This is a genomic window from Acinetobacter sp. ABJ_C4_1, from assembly GCF_044538495.1.
Taxonomy (GTDB): Bacteria; Pseudomonadota; Gammaproteobacteria; order Pseudomonadales; family Moraxellaceae; genus Acinetobacter; species Acinetobacter nosocomialis_A.
The window spans coordinates 67669-86084 of the sequence record NZ_JBIUCQ010000012.1 but is presented as its reverse complement, the minus strand read 5'-3'; the positions used below and the strand labels follow the sequence as shown (position 1 = coordinate 86084).

Here is an 18416-nt window from a genome sequence, read left to right as displayed (position 1 = left end):
GTAGAAACCTATAATTTTAACTTATTAATTCTAATGGAATTTTTATTGTAAAAAAATGCTATTTTCAGATCGCTAAACTCCCAGTTAGCGAGCAATTTATGCTATAGTATACAGCTATATTTTTTTCGATTTTAGTTCACTTTCCGGAACTAAATTTTTTGCAAGATCAAGACATATAAACGGATAGAAATATCTATCTGTAAGAAGGAGTATGCATGAGCGTATCGGAAATCCGACCGATTGCCATTGAGGACGAACTCAAGCATTCATATTTAGATTACGCAATGAGTGTAATCGTATCTCGTGCATTGCCGGATGTGAGAGACGGTCTTAAACCTGTTCACCGTCGTGTGCTTTATGCCATGCACGAATTGGGCAATGACTATAACAAAGCCTACAAGAAATCTGCTCGTGTCGTTGGGGACGTAATCGGTAAATATCACCCGCATGGTGACTCAGCTGTTTATGAAACCATTGTTCGTATGGCTCAAGACTTTAGCTTACGTTATTTATTGGTTGATGGTCAGGGTAACTTCGGTTCGATCGATGGTGATAGTGCCGCGGCGATGCGTTATACCGAAGTCCGTATGACTAAGCTGGCACATGAGCTTCTTGCAGATTTAGAAAAAGACACAGTTGACTGGGAAGATAACTACGACGGTTCGGAACGTATTCCTCAGGTACTTCCGACACGCGTTCCAAACTTGTTAATTAACGGTGCTGCGGGTATTGCTGTAGGTATGGCAACCAACATGGCACCACACAACATGACAGAAGTTGTGAATGCATGTTTGGCTTATGCTGATAATCCGAATATTTCGATTGAAGGATTGATGGAATACATTACCGGTCCTGACTTCCCTACAGGCGGTATTATATACGGTAAATCAGGTATTGTTGATGCCTACCGTACCGGTAAAGGTCGTTTACACATTCGTGGTAAATACCATTTCGAAGAAGATGAAAAGACAGGTCGTACAACAATCGTCTTTACTGAAATTCCATATCAAGTCAACAAAGCAAGAGTAATTGAACGTATTGCTGAGTTAGTTAAAGAGAAAAAACTTGAAGGTATTTCAGAGCTTCGTGATGAGTCTGACAAAGACGGTATGCGTATCGCGATTGACTTAAAACGCGGTGAAAACGCAGAAGTCGTTGTAAATAACTTATTCTTAAATACCCAGCTTGAAAACTCATTTAGCATCAACATGGTTTGTCTAGACAACGGACAACCAAAATTGATGAATCTAAAAGATATTATTGCGGCATTTATTCGTCACCGCCAAGAAGTTGTGACACGCCGTACCATGTTCGAATTACGTAAAGCACGTGAACGTGGTCATATCTTAGAAGGTTTGACAGTTGCCTTAGCAAATATTGATGAAATTATTGAAACCATCAAAACTTCTGCTAACCCTGCTGAAGCGCGTGAGCGTTTACTTGCTGGTGAGTGGGCAGGTGGTGGTGTTATTTCATTACTTGAAAAAGCAGGTGCTATTTCTGTTCGTCCAGATGAAATTGAAGGTGAAGATCCAAATCGTCCATTTGGTTTAAGCGATTCAATTTACCGTCTATCTCCGACACAAGTAGGCGCAATTTTAGAATTACGTTTACACCGTTTAACAGGTCTAGAACAAGACAAGTTACACGCAGAATATACTGAAATTTTAGGTCAAATTGCTGAACTGACGGCAATTCTAAACGACTTCAACTTGTTGATGGGTGTTATTCGTGAAGAGTTAGCACAAGTATTACAACAATATGGCGATGCACGTCGTACTGAAATTGTTGAATCTCGTGTTGATTTCTGCCGTGAAGATTTAATTCCAGAAGAACAAGTGGTATTAACTGTTTCGCAAACGGGTTATGCAAAAACTCAACCACTTTCAGACTATCAGGCACAGCGCCGTGGTGGACGTGGTAAGTCTGCAACCTCTATGAAAGATGATGACTTTATTCAACATCTGATTGTGGCATCGAACCACGCGACCGTACTTTGCTTTACCAACGTGGGTAAAGTGTACCGTCTGAAAGTATTTGAGGTTCCTCAAGCATCACGTGGGGCAAAAGGCCGTCCAATTGTGAACTTGTTACCTTTAGATGCAACAGAAACAGTTACTGCTATCTTGCCTTTAACAGAGTTCCCAGAAAACCACTATGTGTTTATGGCGACAGCTTCTGGTACGGTTAAGCGTGTTGAGTTAGAACAGTTTGCAAACATTCGTTCAAATGGTCTACGTGCTATTGAACTGAATGAAGAAGATACCTTAATTGGTGTTGCGATTACTGATGGTAATCAGCAAATCATGTTGTTCTCTAACGAAGGTAAAGCAATTCGTTTTGCTGAAACTGACGTACGTGCAATGGGTCGTACAGCGAAAGGTGTACGTGGTATGCGCGTGAGCTTCGCAAGCAGTACCTTAAGTGAAGAAGATGCAGATGTTGAAAACGATGAATCAGATGATAATGATGATTCAGTAGATTCAAGTCTAGTAAGCCGCATCGTATCGCTTGTCGTTGTACCTGAGACTGGTGAAGTATTGTGTGCGAGTGCCAACGGTTACGGTAAACGTACTCCTGTAAATGATTTCCCGACCAAGAAACGTGGTGGTAAGGGCGTTATTGCGATTAAAACAAGTGAACGTAACGGTGAGCTAGTTGGTGCAGTTTCTATTGATGAAACTAAAGAGTTATTGTTGATTTCTGATGGTGGTACGCTTGTTCGTACGCGTGCAGCAGAAGTTGCAATGACAGGCCGTAATGCTCAAGGTGTTCGTCTCATCCGTTTAAGCGAAGAAGAAACTCTTGTTGGCGTAGTTTCAATTGAAGCTGTAGAAGACGAAGAAGAATTTCTTGAAGGCGAAGTAGATACGACTGAAACCGATAGTGAAGAAGTTGTATCTAATAATGAAGATACTTCTGAAGAGTAAAACGTTTTAAAATAAAAAAGGAAGCTCAGGCTTCCTTTTTTATTTCTGATTTATTTATTTTGCTGAATGGAAAATAAACACATCATAGTTTCTGTAATGCAAAGTTTTTACTGACGGGTCTTTAGTTGCAAAATTATTAGGTTGGCTTACCACGATCAAATCTTGCTTTTGAGATAAAGCATCTTTGAGCTGCTGTTCGCTCCACAAATACTTTTTAAGTTGTGGTTCAAATAACAAGCCATCTTTAATTTCTAAAGAAGCGCTATCAGAGTGAACACTATCCCATTCATTTACAATATAAACAGGCTGTTTAAGCTGTAAAAGGAAAGGCACATCATAAAAATAGTAATTGTAGAAAACTATTTTTGTAGATGGGGTGATGTACTCAGCAAAATCTGTTTGGCCCACATTGTTTTTAGTATCTAAAATACGAACAGCAAAAGGAACCGAACTACATAGAACAATTAAACTCATAAAAATATAGTTTAAATAGCTCACTTTCTGCTTTTTATATAACCATACTAAAACCAGTGGAAGCACAATTAACAGTGTACCAATGGTGTAAATGAATATGGCTTGATGTTGAAAAAATGGTTGATTCGCACGGAGAAAATGTGGGGTGGCCACAATACCAATCCCAAGAATCATAATAAATACAGGAGTACCCCATACCTGTAATTTGGTTTTATAACTGCTTTCAAGAACTTTATTAATCACAAGCGCCAAGAAAATAGTAAGGGGCGGGACAGCAGGTAAAATATAGCCTGCTAGTTTAGACGGCGGAATAGAGAAGAAAACTGTGACAGAAATAAACCACCATACAAGCAGCGCAAATACACCTGATTGCTTATAATCTTTAAAGACGGACTTAATAGACTCAAATCTACTCGCAAAAAACCAAGGTAAAGAACCGATAAACAAAATAAGCAGATAGAAGCACCAAGGTTGCTTATTATTAAATTCTTTTGAACTAAATCGACTAAATTGTTGGTCAATAAAGAAATAATGTAAAAATTGAGGATATTTGCTTTGTACTGCGTACAACCATGGACTAACAATAAGTAAGAATAGCAAGATAGCCAATGGGTTAAGCAGAGAAGGTATTTTTTTCCATTGTTTTGTGTAGAGTAACCACGGCAACAGGATCATACCTGGAATGAGCACACCAATAAGTCCTTTACTTAGAAAGGCGGCTGCACCAGCTACATAACCTAAAAATAAAATAGGTTTTCGCGCAGAAATGGTGAAATCAGCAAAGCATAAAACGCTTAATGTAATTCCCGATGCTACTAATAAGTCATGGTTAATATATTGACTACTACCAAAAAAAAGTAGGTTAGTCGCTAAAATAATAACCGTAAGCTGTGCTACGCCTTCCGAAATATGCTTTTTTACAAATAAGAATAGACCCACTAACATGAGGGTACCAGCTAAAACAGGTACTAACCGTAACACCCATACATGTATACCAAAAAGCTCCATAAACATAGAACTTAACCAGTGTAGTAGAGGAGGTTTATGCATGAATGGCAAACCATCGATTCGTGGAGTTAACCAATCTCCAGATTCGACCATCGCTCGGCTAATATCTCCATAGCGGCCTTCGTCAGGTACCGATAGAGGTCTTATCCAGGAAAGAAGAAGTAACCAACACGGTAAAAAAAATAATAAAAATTTGGAATTACGAAGCCATTGCTGCATACACAATCCTTAATGTTGAAATGCAAAAAAACGGTTAAGCAAAAAAGTCACGACAGAGGTCAGAACAATTGCAATACACACTAAGGTTGAAACAGGAACGTTAAAATAGAGGTTTGAGAGTAAAAGAAAACTTTCATTAAATAAAAAACCTAAGCCTGCAACCAACGTGAATTTTGGTAGAGTCTGACGATGATCAAGATGTTGTGCTTTAAAAGTAAAAATACGATGCCCGAAATAGCTCACCCAATAGGCGACTAAAAATGCGAGTAAATTGGCATATTGCAGTGCAACATGCTTCTGAAAAAGAAGCATGGCTACACTATAGTGAGTAAGTGCTGCTGCGGCTCCAGTAGTGGCAAACCGCGTTAGCTGAAGAATATGAGCAAACATGTTAGAAACTTGAGAAAGTATTTTCCGGCTTTGTGATAGATTTTTCTTGTTTAATACGAGAATGTTCAGATGCAACAATGTATTTTGGTCTGTTTTTTACTTCCGCGTAAATACGGCCAACATATTCACCAACAATACCCAGAAACAACAACTGTATACCACCAAGTAAAGTCATACCCGCTGCAAGTGTTGCCCAACCTGGAACAGAAATTCCTTCAATCAACGTTTTAATGATGATCCATACGCCGTAACCCATAGCACCTAAAGCTAGGATTGCACCTAAATAAATACAGATGCGTAAAGGTAAATCTGAAAACCCAGTTAAACCTGACATAGCCAAGTTAAATAGAGATTTTACATTGAAGCTAGAACGGCCGTGCTGACGTTCTTGTTCAGAAAAATTAACGCCTATACTTTTAAAACCAACCCAAGCATAAAGTCCTTTCATATAGCGGTTTTTTTCTGGCAATTGTTTAATTGCTTCAACAACTTTTGCATCTAGTAGACGGAAGTCGCCCGCGCTTTCTGGAATATCGATCGGAGAGCTTAAGTTTAATATACGATAGTAACCTTGGGTTAAAACACGTTTAAGCCAAGACTCGGTGGTACGATTGCGAATACCATACACCATGTCATAACCATTTTTCCAAAGATTAATCATGGTTGGAATTGCTTCAAATGGATGTTGAAAATCAGCATCAATCAGTAGGGCAACTTCACCTGTCACATGATCTAACCCAGCACTTAACGCTGCTTCTTTACCAAAGTTGCGTGAAAGTTCAAGCACAACCAATGGGTAATCATCAATCATTGTTTGTAGAATAGGAATGGTGTCGTCTTTACTCCCATCATCTACCACAATAATTTCAAAGCTAAGATTTTGCTGTTTTAGACTATTTGCTAAAGTAGGAATAAAAGTTTTTAAATTTTCTGCTTCGTTATAGGCTGGAACAACGCAGGATAAAAATGGTTTTGTGTTCATTGCATTGCCCCTAGTCTAGTGAGCTGGATACCATATTGCTGACAATCAAGTTGAAACTGATCCGAACTGAAATATTCATATTCTTGTATTCGGGCATGTTGAATCGGATCTTGATCATTTGATTCTGCAAGCGCTGGATGGCACATAATCAGTAAATGGTCTTTTGCATTTGCAAGCCAATACTGGTTCAGTTCGCCATAGTCAGTTTGCTTAAAATCATAGATACCGGCAAATTGGTCATTTTGATTAAAATGATATGTTTGACATGCTTTTGCTAAAGAATTAGAACCCAGTGCAGATAGCACGCGAGTCTTAAAACGATAGTGAGGTAAATCTATCGGGTGCTGTAAATTTCGAATCCAACCCGTAAATTTTTTCTCTTTTAACAATTGCAGCAAAATATCGCGTATGAATGGAAATTGATGAATATGTTGATGTCCATCAATAAAATCTGGGTGTTTTCCCATGACTGAAACGAATAAATCCCATTGTTCTTCAATACATTGGGTAATTGATTCACGATTCAGGCTTGAGGACCATGCACGTAAAATCAGCATGGGTAAGGAAAAAACAGTATTACCTGAAGCGAAAGCATGGGTAAGATTTAAATGCAAACCGATATCAACTTGGTCGCTAAAGGGTTTTAATTTGGCAGCAGCAGTTTCCCATAGTTCAGATTGGGTCATACATGAGGTTGCTTGAAGTGCACCTTGTTCAATTAAATGAATAATTGCATCAGATATTTCTGCATTCATTGCAAAGTCATCTGCGCAATAACACACTTTTGGCATATCCAAATTCCACCATAGGGCAGGATTGCAGAACTATTCTGCTTAGCTGCTGAAAAACTATACTAATTACTATGGGGAAAATTTCTTAATTTCAACTTAAAGTTTTCTTAAGGTTTCGTGACAATTGATACAAATTAATACTTTGAATTTATTTATTTTTTTATAAATATTTGGTCAATTATTTAAGAAATAAGCTTTAACTATAAGATTTTATAGTAAATAAAAATATAATTTATACACATTCATGTACCCTTAAATTTACTTGGAATTTTTTAAACGTGAATGGGCAATAATTAAAAAAATGATTCCAATTGTTGCAAGAAAAATCAGTTTAGGAATCACAACATTTAAAGGAACACCCATTTGATTAAGCTGTACAAACATTTGTACACCGTGTGTAGAGGGTAAGCACCAAGCAAACCATTGTAACCATTCAGGCATGGCATGGTGGGGCCATGCTGTACCAGTTAATAAGAAAAGCGGAACTGAACTAAATACAATGATATGTCCGGCACGTTCAGGCATGTCTAAAAGTGAGCCAATCAACATGCCTAATCCAATCACACAACTAATAAAAATCGGAACCGCAACGAGTAAACCAATAAAGTTTCCACCATGTGGATAGTCGTTGAACCACAAGGTAAAACCAAAAAGGTAACAACTGCTTAAACAACCAATCGTAAAGAGGCTGGCAAAAATTCCAGCAAAGCGAATGGAGGTAATTTTTTCATGCTTTTCGCGGTAGCTTGCAATCAGCATGGCTAAGCCTAATACAATCGTTTGATGAATAATGAGTGTTGCAACTGCTGGAAAAATATAGCTTCCATAACCTGAAAGAGGGTTAAATAAAGGAACCTGATGAATAGAAAGCGCTGGTTGGAAATGTGTACGCTCTCCAAATTTTTCAACATATTCTTTTAATGTGGCCTCAATAGATGTAGCAAGACCTAACCCAATTTCTTTAGTTTTTAAAAAGTTGGTTGTACTTAAGTATAAGCCAATTCCACCAGTTTCCCCGTGGCGTAGACTCTGTGTTAAGTTGTTGGGTAAAAGCAAAATACCATCTGCTTTTTGCTCGCGAACCATTTGTTCAGCTTCGAGAAAATTAGCAGTGACATCAACAATTTTAACGTGCGGACTATTGCTTGTTTGTCCAATAATTTGAGAGCTTAAAAGACTCTGTTCTTCATCAACAATGACAATTGGAATTGATTCGGCACGTTCAGCTTTATAGGCAGTTGGATAAAAAAAGCTATAAAGAATGACTGATAAAATCAGTGTCGTGAAAACCGAACTGTTACTAACAATATCTTTAAATGTTTGTCCGTAAGCCTTTAAGAATTCTTTCATTGTGCTGTCCCCCGAACTAATTTTTTAAGCAGCAGGGAACTCAAAATGAAATAAATAAGGCAGTAGCCAATCAGTATTAAAAAGGGCATCACTGAAATAAAAAGTGGACTTCCAATCACCCATTGTTCGGTTTGGAGCTTTGCATAAGGTGTATATGGAATAATTAAAGACCAAAATTTAGTGAAAATTGGTGCATTATTTAAAGGCAGGGTAACCCCTGCAAAGCTTAGAGAAGACCCGCCGTAGACTGCAATAAAACCGAAAGTTTTACTTAAATTTTTGGTCGCAAGAATGACGGTACTACTAATGAGTGCATAAGAAAAATAAAGCAAAAACTGGGCAACTAATAAAAAGCTGAGAGAACCTGCGACAAACCAACCGCGAATCTCAACGAGCCAAAACATCCATAACCAAGTCCAGAGACAAAAAATAAAGCTATAAAGTAAATTTTTAGCCAGTAAGCCGCGAATAAAATTTTCACGGTTAACCCACTGGGTTAATGTGCCACGTTTAAGTTCTTGTCCAATGGCAAAAGCCACACAACAACAGAGTAATAGATGCAAAACAGCAGGAACCATGAAAGGCTCTAAATAAAATTCATAGCTCATACTTGGGTTATAAAGCGTTGAAATTTTAACGTGTGCTGTAGGAATATCTAAATAGGGGATATTATTTGCTAAATAACTCTGACCTGCGTAGTCTGCTAAAGCATTGAGCGTACTAACCAACATGGCAGAGGAAATCGTATTTCCTACGCTAAAGAACGATTGGTTAAATGCGATACTGATTTGAGCATCTTGAGCTTTTACAAAACGTTTTTCAGCGCCGTCTGGAATAAAAACATAGCCCCAAATTTTGGTTTCATTGAGTAGTTTCTCAGCTTCGGTTGCGCTTGCAGTAATTGTTTTAACATCTACCGTATGATTTAACGAAAGATATTTTTCAATATTACGGCTCAGTTCACTCTGGTCCTGATCAATAATTGCGATAGGTAAATGTTCAGCCTTACCTGCATAAAACATGCTGCTAAACAAAAAAATGATAAAAGCAGGGATGAGTGTCACCATGCACAAATCCCATTTATTGCTTCTTAGATAGTTTAGTTCACGTAATATACTGGCAAGCATGCTTTATTTTTCTTCTTTAATTTTAAATAGAACACTCATGCCAACCTTTAAGTCTTTGACAGGACGCTCAGGCACCAGATGTAATTTAAAGCTACGAATATCATAACCGCCAGTCTGACGAGTGGTTTTAATCGTGGCAAATTCACCTTCTGCATCAATATTTTTTATTTTAAATATCACGGTTTGATTTAATGCAGGAATGAATCCTTCTAGCGTTTTGTTTTTATAAACAGAAGCATATTGGTTTTCACCGACATTTAAGCTCACCCACAAATCATCATCTTCTAAAATGCTAACAACGGGTACACCCATCGCAACCAGTTCGGAAGGCTTACCATAAGTTTTGGAAACTTTACCCGAAATAGGAGCGAGTAAACGGGTTTCTGCTTCAAGTGCTTGGGCTTCGCTGACTGCTGCTTTGGCAATATCAACTTGAGCATCTGCCGTAGATTTTTGTTGGCTGGTACTTCCACGCTTTGCTCGTGCATATTGTTGATAAGATGCTTCACTTAACTCTTGAGCAGAAGTTTGTGCTGCTAACATCTCATCTCGTCTTTGACGTGAAATGACACCTTGTCTATATAAGTTTTCACCACGTTGATAAGTGGTTTTTGCAAGGTTTGCTTGAGCTTTCGTACTTTGCCAATTGGCATAAAGAGTATCGATATTTTCTTGTTGGGAGCCTCGGTCTACAGTCGATTGAAATGCTAAAGCGGATTGTAAGGTTGCTAAAGCTTGTTGCTTTTTAGCTTCAATTTCTGGGCTAACTAAACGAACAAGAGGTTGTCCTTTAGAAACTTTTTGGCCCTCTTGAACATAAATTTCTTCAATACGACTTGGAACTTTAGTACTGACGTGAATAGTTTCAGCCTCAACTCTGCCTTGTAACTCAATAGGCTTGGGTTGATAGCTTTTCCACAAACCGAAACTGATCAAACCCAACAAAGCAATAATGACTACACCAATAACTAGTTTAATTTTCGAATTTTTAGGTGGTTGTGTATCACTTTTATCCGACTTTACTTCTTGAGTATTGTCAGTTTGATTACTCGATTGAACTTGACCTGTTTGCTCTGTATCCGTAACAGGTGAATCTTGCTGAGAAGAAGATGATTCTTGATTCATTTTATGCCCCTATTAACGGATATAGTCAGTGTGTGGTTGAGTTACATAAGCTTTAAACTGGTCCATAGAACCATGGCTTTGCAATAAGGTTGCAAGTGACATGACATATTTATATGCATTTAAAGCCATTTCTGTTTTTAGAGCACTTAATGCATTTTGTGCATCAATGACTTGGGTGGCTGTTCCCATACCTTCACGGAAAGAAAGTTCTTGAATACGTAAGTTTTCTTGAGCTGCACTAATATTTCTTTGCAATAGCGTGTGACTTTGCTGTGCGGAATTGAGCTCGTTATATGACTTATTTAATAACCCTTCAATTTCCTGTTTCGTTCGTTCAGTCATGAGTTCTGAAGCATAGCGTTTTAACTCGGCAGCATGAATATTCTTATTTTTATCTACACCCGAAAACAGGTTGTACTTTGCCATCACACCTACAATCCAGTTTTCCTTTTCATCTAGTGAATATTCACCAAAAGCAAATAGACTTGGTTTCTTTGCTGCTTGTTGAGCTTGAATATTTGTATTAGCTAATTGAGTATCTAACTGCATTTTTTGTACAAGGCTCGATTTTTGAGCGTAACTACTTAGCAATGCTTCTAAAGATTGGCTACGAATTGTATTTACAAACAGAGGCGTACTTAAATCAGGATTACTTTGCTGATGCAGAAGATTGTTTAAACTAAATTGACTGGCATTCAGATTTGCTTGTGCATTCTGTAAAGTTCGCTCTGCATTATTCCGGGCAACTTCAAATTGCATGCGTTGTCCTTTACTAATAAAACCTTGCTGTTCGAGTTTTAGTGCATTGCTGTAATGTTTTTGCATTGCATTAAAGTTAAATAAACTACTTGCGACCAGTTGTTGTTGTAATTGCACATTAAAATAACTTTGTACGACTTCAAACCGCTGAATATCTTGCTGTTGTTGGCTTGAAAGTTGAGCGCGCTGGGCCTGAATTTTGGCTATCTTTTTGGCACTAGTGGTTAAGCCCCCTGTGTAGAGTGGCATCACAACTGAAATAGACGGACGTACGACCTGATCTTCTACAGTTAAATTGGCGTAGTCAGGAAAACGATTTATACCGTCATGGATGATTTGGTTTGAACCTTCCTGAACTTGTCCCAAAACATCGGATGGAATGACATTGTTCCACTGTGAAAGCTTATCATTGAGTCCTTGGCTTAAATCATTCTCAAGCTTTTGTTTAAAAGCACCCAGCGGCACATCAGTTTCACTGTGAAATGCGTATGCTCTAACGTTTAAATCAACTCTGGGTAACCCTAAACCTTTGACTGCTTCAGCTTCTAATTGAGAGGCTTCTTGCAATGCTTGGTTGGCTTGAGTGCTATATGAGCTTTTTAAAGCTTGTTGTTCTGCTTCAGCATAACTTAAGCTTTGTGCATAAATAGGCGTTGCAATAAATACTCCCAATACCAACGCAAGGTAATTGGGTTTAAAGAAAAAAGGGCGTATTGACTGTCGATACTGATGTGTTGGCATTTTATATAACAATTTTTGATCATCCCTTATAGTTTAAATTTCTTGTTATTAAATTCAATTATCATATTGTTTATTATACAATTGTATAAAAGCACAAAATGATTTTGAGTTTATTTTGCGTGATGGAAAATCATACAGCAAGTTTTTATATATTCAGCACAGTATGGGAAACTCTATTCACAAGTCAAGTTGAACTTTATTGAGTAAAACTTATAAAAAAATAAGTGAAAGCAAACAAATAAATAAAATAGTTATTGAAAAAATAAACCTAAATACGCCCTAGCATTGAAATATTTACTAGAGAAGCTGCTGCAAGCTTAAGCAATCTGTGGTTAAATGCCTTTTTTTATTGTGTTTCACTTTACAAGGGAAAAATCATGCGCGCGTACAATTTCTGTGCTGGTCCTGCTGCATTACCTACTGCCGTTTTAGAAAAAGCTCAACAAGAATTGTTGGATTGGCAAGGTAAAGGTCTATCCATCATGGAAATGAGTCACCGTAGTGCTGACTATGTTGCGGTAGCTGAAAAAGCTGAAGCAGACTTGCGTAAGCTTATGAATATTCCTGAAAACTATAAAGTGCTGTTTTTACAAGGTGGCGCGTCATTACAATTTTCAGCAATTCCTTTAAATCTGCTTGGTAAAAATAACAAAGCAGATTATATCCATACAGGAATTTGGTCTGAAAAAGCGTTAAAAGAAGCAAAACGCTATGGTGACATTAATGCTGTAGAAGCAGGCATTAAAGTAGATGGTAAGTTCGCAATTTCTGATCAAAGCGAATGGAACTTATCTGACGATGCTGCTTATGTTCATTATGCAGATAATGAAACAATTGGCGGATTACAGTTTGCAGGTATTCCTGATGTTAAAGCACCACTTGTTTGTGACTATTCATCAAGTATTTTATCTGCTCCATTAGATGTGACCAAGTTTGGTTTAATCTATGCTGGCGCACAAAAAAATATTGGTCCTGCTGGTTTAACAATCGTTATTGTTCGTGATGATTTACTCGACCAAGCTAAACCAGAAATTCCAAGTATTTTAAAATATGGTGACCAAGCGAAAAATGGCTCTATGGTAAATACACCATCGACTTATGCTTGGTACTTGTCTGGTTTAGTATTTGAATGGTTACTAGAGCAGGGTGGGGTAGACGCTATTCATAAAGTTAACCTTGAAAAAGCGCAGTTACTTTATGGTTATATCGATTCAAGCGATTTTTATAATAATCCGATTGCTATTCCAAACCGTTCAATTATGAACGTACCATTCACCTTGGCAGATGAAGCTTTAGAAAAGCAATTCTTGAAAGAAGCTGAAGAAAATCATTTATTGAACTTGGCAGGTCACCGCTCAGTTGGTGGTATGCGTGCAAGTATTTATAATGCGGTTCCATTAGAAGGCGTTCAAGCACTTATCCGCTTTATGGATGATTTTGCTAAACGTAATGGTTAAGTAAATCAAATAAATAAAGCCCTCGAAAGAGGGCTTTATTTATTGTGCAATTTATTCATTAAAAAGGGACGAAACCAAATTGATGGATCATCATCGCGGCTAAGAACATACCTAAAACAAAAAAGCAAAACGCACCAGTATCGACCCTTATACGTGGGTTACTAGTTTGAATGAGGCTGGTGGTTTGTTCAGGTATAATCTTCATTCAATAGCCTAATTTTTAAAATATTAGTGAAATTCAATTAGTTTCACTATTTTTAGCATAAATATTCGCCTGAATCCAGATATTACCGCGAATATATTCACCAATATTAAAGTTTTTGTACAAATCATTTTGGGTCGCAATGCGCACTAATATGGCAGGAAGATCATCTTCCAAAACTAAAGTGACATCATAAAGAGTATATTCTGCACCCATAAATGTCATTGAAGTTTTACCGACAATATTACCTTGGAACCAAGCTTCGTCTTCTTGTCCAAGATTTTCACCATATAAATATGCAACCATTTTCGAAAAATCAACCGTTACAGGTTCTTGATCTTCCTCAGTTTTTGGCTGCCATTCATTAATGAGTTCTTGTAGGTTTTCAGGTGCAATTCCATTATGTTCAGTTAAAATTGCATTTAGTGCACGGTGATGCTTAATTGATGCTGGATCATCTACAACAATTGTTTCACCAGCAGGGACTGATTCTAATTCATAAGCCCATGCATTAAATTGAACTTGGTAAGTTTGAGTTTTGTCATATTGACAACGATTAACACTAAATAAATTATCAAATGCATAAACAGTCGTATTTTTATTTAATCTTAAACTTAATACTGCCTGAGTTGCTGAGTCACAAGTAATGATGCGTTCAATTTGCGCATTATATTGATAAGGACTTTCAAAACTAGGGAATGCTGTTTTTAAAGCACGAGGTTTTTGATTTTCAACCGCAATAATTTGGTTAATAGTGACATTTTGCCCTTGAGGACCTTGAATCAACCAGAAAGATTGATCCATTTCATCTTCATTTTGGCATAAACCCATTGGCATTACAGGAGCATCAAGCGCCAGTCCAAGCCATTTTGGTACATCTGTCTCTGCATGGGAGGTCAGTAGATTCCAATGCTCTCCATGACTACCAAAATTTTGGTCGTTTACCGTAATAACTTCTGGACTGTTTTGATTTTTCATAAGTACGATTGATGTTGGGTTTATCTCACTTGTTATATTAAATCGAGGGTAATTGCTATTTTTCAAGTCAACATATGTAAATTCTCTTGTAAAAGCACATATTTACTTATTAAAAGCCCTTTAATGGGGGGAAATCACTCATTTTTAAGAGTGAATATGACCGACTGTTAAGGTATTGTTAAAATTAAATTTAGAAAACAAGTTTTATATTTAGCGCTATTCTCTAGTGAAATGCATCTGTTAGACTTAGATTTTTAGTGGAAATAGAGAATAACGTGCTGCCATTTAAGCTGTGGGTAGACGCAGATGCATTACCTAAAATTTTGCGTGAAGTCATTTTACGAGCTTCAGATCGTTATCAATTAGAAGTGATTTTTGTAGCCAATCAAAATGTCGGAATTACCCCGTCGGTACGTATTAAATCAATACAGGTTTTAAGTGGAGCCGATCAGGCCGATCAGGAAATTGTAGATCGTATGTCTGAAAATGACATTGTCATTACACAGGATATTCCGCTTGCTGCTCAAGTTATTGAGAAGGGCGGTATTGCGATTCATCCACGTGGTGAAATTTATACCACTGCAAATGTTAAGGCTCGTTTGCACTTACGTGACTTTATGGATACGCTCCGCGGTGCAGGAGTCCAGACGGGTGGCCCACCTCCAATTTCAGAACGTGATAAACGCGAATTTTCGAGTGCGCTCGATCAAACAATTTTAAAGCAAAAACGTAAAACAGCTTAGTGAGCCTCTTATGCCATCCCAGACCAACTTGGCTTCAACTTACGTCTTGCTTGTATTTATTTGGGCAACGACACCTTTAGCCATTGTGTGGAGCGTGTCTGACTTACATGTTATGTGGGCCTTACTCTTACGTTTTTATATTGCTTTACCTCTTTCGATTGTTGTTTTACTTGTTCTAAAAACGTCTTTTCCCATTCATAAACAAGCTCTCCATAGTTATTTTGCGGGGTCTTTTAGTTTAATTGGCTCTCAAATTTTTACCTATGCTGCGACCCAATATTTAAGTTCAGGCATGATCGCTTTGATGTTTGGTCTGGCACCTATTATGGCTGGTTTAATTGGTCGTTTTGGATTTGGTCAGCATCTTTATAAATTGCAGTGGCTCGGTATGGCGATTGCTGTTTGTGGCCTAGCAATTATTTGTTTGAATGGGTCAGGTCAGCATGTACATCCATTTGGCATTGTCCTTATGTTGATCAGTGTTTTTGTTTATTCATTTTCTATTTTTTGGGTAAAAAAGGTGAATGCCCAAGTTCAGCCCATGGCTCAGGCAACAGGTTCAATTTTGGTTTCATCACTTTTGGCGAGCTGTCTTATTCCGTTTATTTGGCAATATGTACCGACTCATTTGCCGCAAGCTAAATCTCTATTTGCTTTAATTTATACAGTGCTTATGGCCTCACTTGTGGCTATGTTCTGTTATTTCAAACTTGTACAAAATATCAAAGCAACCACTTTATCGCTTACAACCGTGATTACGCCTATGTTAGCTATGGTGATTGGTGCTGTTTTAAACCATGAGCACCTTTCAATAATGGTTTTTGTAGGGGCATTTATTATCTTGTTTGGTCTATTCCTGTATTTCTATAAAGACATTCAAGCAAACCGTAATTTTGCCCAACATATTAAATCTAAATAGGAGAAGATAAGGGTAATTTGTTGAGCTTATTCATTAAATTGTTCTAATTCGTAGCTAAATGCATGATCAAATTGATCTCATATCTTAAGTAGTAGAAAATAGCGCAGCAATATAATATTAGGATTGTTAAGGATAGGTCAGAACTTACTGATTTTTAAACCTTAATACAGCATCTAACGATATGGCCAAATAAGAAGTGTAGATCACACTTCTCTATTTTCCATCAATCACCTTGGATTTAGAAGGTATGTTTAAACCAATCTCACTGTATATAGGGTTGAGATATACTCGCGCACGACGCAGTAATCATTTTATTTCTTTTATTGCATTGGTTTCGATGGTCGGTTTGACACTTGGTGTCGCTGTACTGATTACGGTACTTTCTGTAATGAACGGTTTCGACCGCGAATTGAAAAATCGTGTTTTGGGAATGGTACCGCAAGCGACAGTTTCATCGACGCAAATTCTTACGGATTGGCCTGAGCTGGTTAAACGAGTTGAAAATCATCCCCATGTGACTGGAGTTGCACCTTTTACCCAATTGCAAGGTATGTTAACTGCTCAAGGGCAAGTGGCCGGTATTATGGTGACGGGTATTGACCCTAAATATGAAAAGAATGTCTCTATCATTCAAAATCATATTGTTGCCGGTAGCCTCGACTCACTTAAAAAAGGTGAATTTGGTATTGTGCTTGGTAAAGACATGGCTGATTCACTTGGTTTACGTCTAAATGACAGCGTGACATTGGTATTACCAGAAGCAACGCCATCTCCAGCAGGTGTTGTCCCTCGTTTTAAACGCTTTAAACTGGTTGGTATTTTCAGTGTAGGTGCTGAAGTAGACTCGATGGTTGGGTACATTGCTTTATATGATGCATCGACTTTATTGCGTTTACCTGATGGTGCTCAAGGCGTCCGTTTGAAAATGGATGATATCTTTGCGGCTCCTCAAGTTGCCGATGATATTGTGAAAAGCTTACCAAGCAATTTCTACGCAACGAACTGGACCTATACACACGGTAATTTGTTTAATGCCATTCAAATGGAAAAAACATTAGTTGGTTTATTACTCGTACTGATTATTGTGGTTGCTGCATTTAACATTGTCTCGTCTTTGGTCATGGTTGTAACCGACAAAAAATCGGACATTGCAATTTTGCGTACCTTAGGTGCGTCACCCTCCATGATTACTAAAATCTTTATGGTACAAGGTACTGTGATTGGTGTGATTGGTACAGTTGCGGGTACGATTTTAGGTGTGGTTTTGGCACTTACGATCAGTGATATTATTTCTTGGTTTAATAATGTGCTCGGGCTTAATTTGTTCGATGCCTATTTTGTACATTACTTACCTTCTTACTTAAGATGGCAAGACGTCACAATTATCGTAATTGTTTCTTTACTCTTAAGTTTCTTGGCAACTATTTATCCGGCGCTTCGTGCAGCCAAAGTTCAACCTGCCGAGGCATTGCGTTATGAGTAAAGTCGTTTTAGAAGCAAAAGATATTTATAAGCATTTTGATGATGGTAAATCTAAGGTTGAAGTCATTAAAGGTCTTTCTTTACAGGTTGAAGCAGGGCAGTTTGTATCTATTGTAGGGGCGAGTGGTTCAGGTAAAAGTACTTTGTTACATGTACTTGGTGGCTTAGATCAGCCTACACAAGGACAAGTATTTTTAAATGGTCAACGCTTTGATAACTTAGGTGAAGCGGAACGTGGTTTTCAACGTAACCAGTATTTAGGTTTCGTTTATCAGTTTCACCACTTGTTGCCAGAGTTCAGTGCGCTTGAAAATGTAGCGATGCCTTTAATGCTTCGATCAGACAGCCAATATAAGTCGGTCAAGGCACAAGCTGAATATTTGCTAGATCGCGTTGGGCTATCTCACCGTATGGACCATAAACCAGGTGAGCTTTCAGGTGGTGAACGTCAACGTGTTGCTCTTGCTCGAGCATTGGTGACTAAGCCTGCGGTCGTTCTAGCTGATGAACCAACGGGTAATTTGGACCGTAAAACAGCTGTGGGTATTTTCGAGTTACTGACTGATCTTAAGAAAGAACTAAACATGGCAATGCTGATTGTGACCCATGATGAGCAATTAGCTCAAGCAGCAGACTCTATCTTGCATATGGAAGATGGTTTGTGGGTGAATGGTTCTTAAAAAATTGTCATTAAATCACATTGTTAAAGCCCACTCAGTTGGGCTTTAATTTTGCCCCT

General features: G+C 37.9%; 16 protein-coding genes and 1 pseudogene. 6 read left to right on the top strand and 11 right to left on the bottom strand.

The window, feature by feature from the left end:
- Positions 1 to 215 precede the first annotated feature (215 nt).
- Positions 216 to 2930 carry a DNA gyrase subunit A gene (gene gyrA, locus ACIF8R_RS14180; protein WP_396481447.1) on the top strand — a complete coding sequence of 905 codons (2715 nt, stop codon included), beginning with the start codon at positions 216 to 218 and terminating at the stop codon, positions 2928 to 2930.
- A 54-nt stretch (positions 2931 to 2984) separates the two neighbouring features.
- Here the strand turns inward: gyrA and ACIF8R_RS14175 are convergent, their stop codons facing one another.
- The 8 genes from ACIF8R_RS14175 to ACIF8R_RS14140 form a co-directional block, all read right to left on the bottom strand.
- Positions 2985 to 4631, bottom strand: a complete 1647-nt coding sequence (locus ACIF8R_RS14175; RefSeq protein WP_396481445.1) for an ArnT family glycosyltransferase — start codon at positions 4629 to 4631, stop codon at positions 2985 to 2987.
- 9 nt (positions 4632 to 4640) lie between these two features.
- Positions 4641 to 5021 (bottom strand): GtrA family protein, encoded by a 381-nt coding sequence (locus tag ACIF8R_RS14170; RefSeq protein WP_331422147.1) that lies wholly within the window; start codon positions 5019 to 5021, stop codon positions 4641 to 4643.
- A gap of 1 nt (position 5022) precedes the next feature.
- On the bottom strand, positions 5023 to 6003 hold the full coding sequence (locus tag ACIF8R_RS14165; protein WP_396481443.1) for a glycosyltransferase family 2 protein: 981 nt from the start codon (positions 6001 to 6003) through the stop codon (positions 5023 to 5025).
- Entirely contained in the window at positions 6000 to 6794 is a 795-nt protein-coding gene (locus ACIF8R_RS14160) for a ChbG/HpnK family deacetylase (protein ID WP_263614401.1), read from the bottom strand. The genes ACIF8R_RS14165 and ACIF8R_RS14160 overlap by 4 nt, the downstream gene beginning before the upstream one ends.
- Positions 6795 to 7052: 258 nt before the next feature.
- Positions 7053 to 8144 (bottom strand): ABC transporter permease, encoded by a 1092-nt coding sequence (locus ACIF8R_RS14155; RefSeq protein ID WP_396481440.1) that lies wholly within the window; start codon positions 8142 to 8144, stop codon positions 7053 to 7055.
- Entirely contained in the window at positions 8141 to 9271 is a 1131-nt protein-coding gene (locus ACIF8R_RS14150) for an ABC transporter permease (protein ID WP_396481438.1), read from the bottom strand. Before ACIF8R_RS14150 ends, ACIF8R_RS14155 begins: the two co-directional genes overlap by 4 nt.
- A 3-nt stretch (positions 9272 to 9274) precedes the next feature.
- Positions 9275 to 10396: an HlyD family secretion protein gene (locus tag ACIF8R_RS14145; RefSeq protein ID WP_396481436.1), complete on the bottom strand. Its 1122-nt coding sequence runs from the start codon at positions 10394 to 10396 to the stop codon at positions 9275 to 9277.
- Positions 10397 to 10408: 12 nt separating this feature from the next.
- Positions 10409 to 11896, bottom strand: coding sequence for a TolC family protein (locus ACIF8R_RS14140; RefSeq protein WP_396481434.1), 1488 nt, complete (start codon positions 11894 to 11896; stop codon positions 10409 to 10411).
- Positions 11897 to 12273: 377 nt separating this feature from the next.
- Between ACIF8R_RS14140 and serC the strand changes: the two genes are divergently transcribed.
- Positions 12274 to 13353 carry a 3-phosphoserine/phosphohydroxythreonine transaminase gene (gene serC / locus ACIF8R_RS14135; RefSeq protein WP_019457297.1) on the top strand — a complete coding sequence of 360 codons (1080 nt, stop codon included), beginning with the start codon at positions 12274 to 12276 and terminating at the stop codon, positions 13351 to 13353.
- A 58-nt stretch (positions 13354 to 13411) separates the two neighbouring features.
- On the opposite strand, the gene ACIF8R_RS14130 is transcribed toward serC, so the two are convergent.
- Both ACIF8R_RS14130 and ACIF8R_RS14125 read right to left on the bottom strand, forming a co-directional pair.
- Positions 13412 to 13558, bottom strand: a complete 147-nt coding sequence (locus ACIF8R_RS14130) for a hypothetical protein (protein ID WP_019457296.1) — start codon at positions 13556 to 13558, stop codon at positions 13412 to 13414.
- 33 nt (positions 13559 to 13591) lie between these two features.
- Positions 13592 to 14533, bottom strand: a complete 942-nt coding sequence (locus ACIF8R_RS14125; RefSeq protein WP_396481432.1) for a hypothetical protein — start codon at positions 14531 to 14533, stop codon at positions 13592 to 13594.
- A gap of 257 nt (positions 14534 to 14790) precedes the next feature.
- Here ACIF8R_RS14125 and ACIF8R_RS14120 point away from each other — a divergent pair, with 257 nt between their 5' ends.
- Positions 14791 to 15276, top strand: coding sequence for a YaiI/YqxD family protein (locus tag ACIF8R_RS14120; protein ID WP_079377047.1), 486 nt, complete (start codon positions 14791 to 14793; stop codon positions 15274 to 15276).
- Positions 15277 to 15286: 10 nt separating this feature from the next.
- Positions 15287 to 16195, top strand: a complete 909-nt coding sequence (locus ACIF8R_RS14115) for a DMT family transporter (protein ID WP_396481430.1) — start codon at positions 15287 to 15289, stop codon at positions 16193 to 16195.
- 29 nt (positions 16196 to 16224) lie between these two features.
- Here ACIF8R_RS14115 and ACIF8R_RS14110 read toward each other — a convergent pair.
- Positions 16225 to 16305 (bottom strand): annotated as a pseudogene (locus tag ACIF8R_RS14110) (PilZ domain-containing protein); the annotation flags it as partial.
- Between the two features lie 137 nt (positions 16306 to 16442).
- Between ACIF8R_RS14110 and ACIF8R_RS14105 the strand changes: the two are divergent.
- Positions 16443 to 17678 (top strand): lipoprotein-releasing ABC transporter permease subunit, encoded by a 1236-nt coding sequence (locus tag ACIF8R_RS14105; RefSeq protein ID WP_396481428.1) that lies wholly within the window; start codon positions 16443 to 16445, stop codon positions 17676 to 17678.
- Entirely contained in the window at positions 17671 to 18357 is a 687-nt protein-coding gene (gene lolD, locus ACIF8R_RS14100; RefSeq protein ID WP_311086768.1) for a lipoprotein-releasing ABC transporter ATP-binding protein LolD, read from the top strand. The genes ACIF8R_RS14105 and lolD overlap by 8 nt, the downstream gene beginning before the upstream one ends.
- The last annotated feature ends 59 nt before the right edge of the window (positions 18358 to 18416 follow it).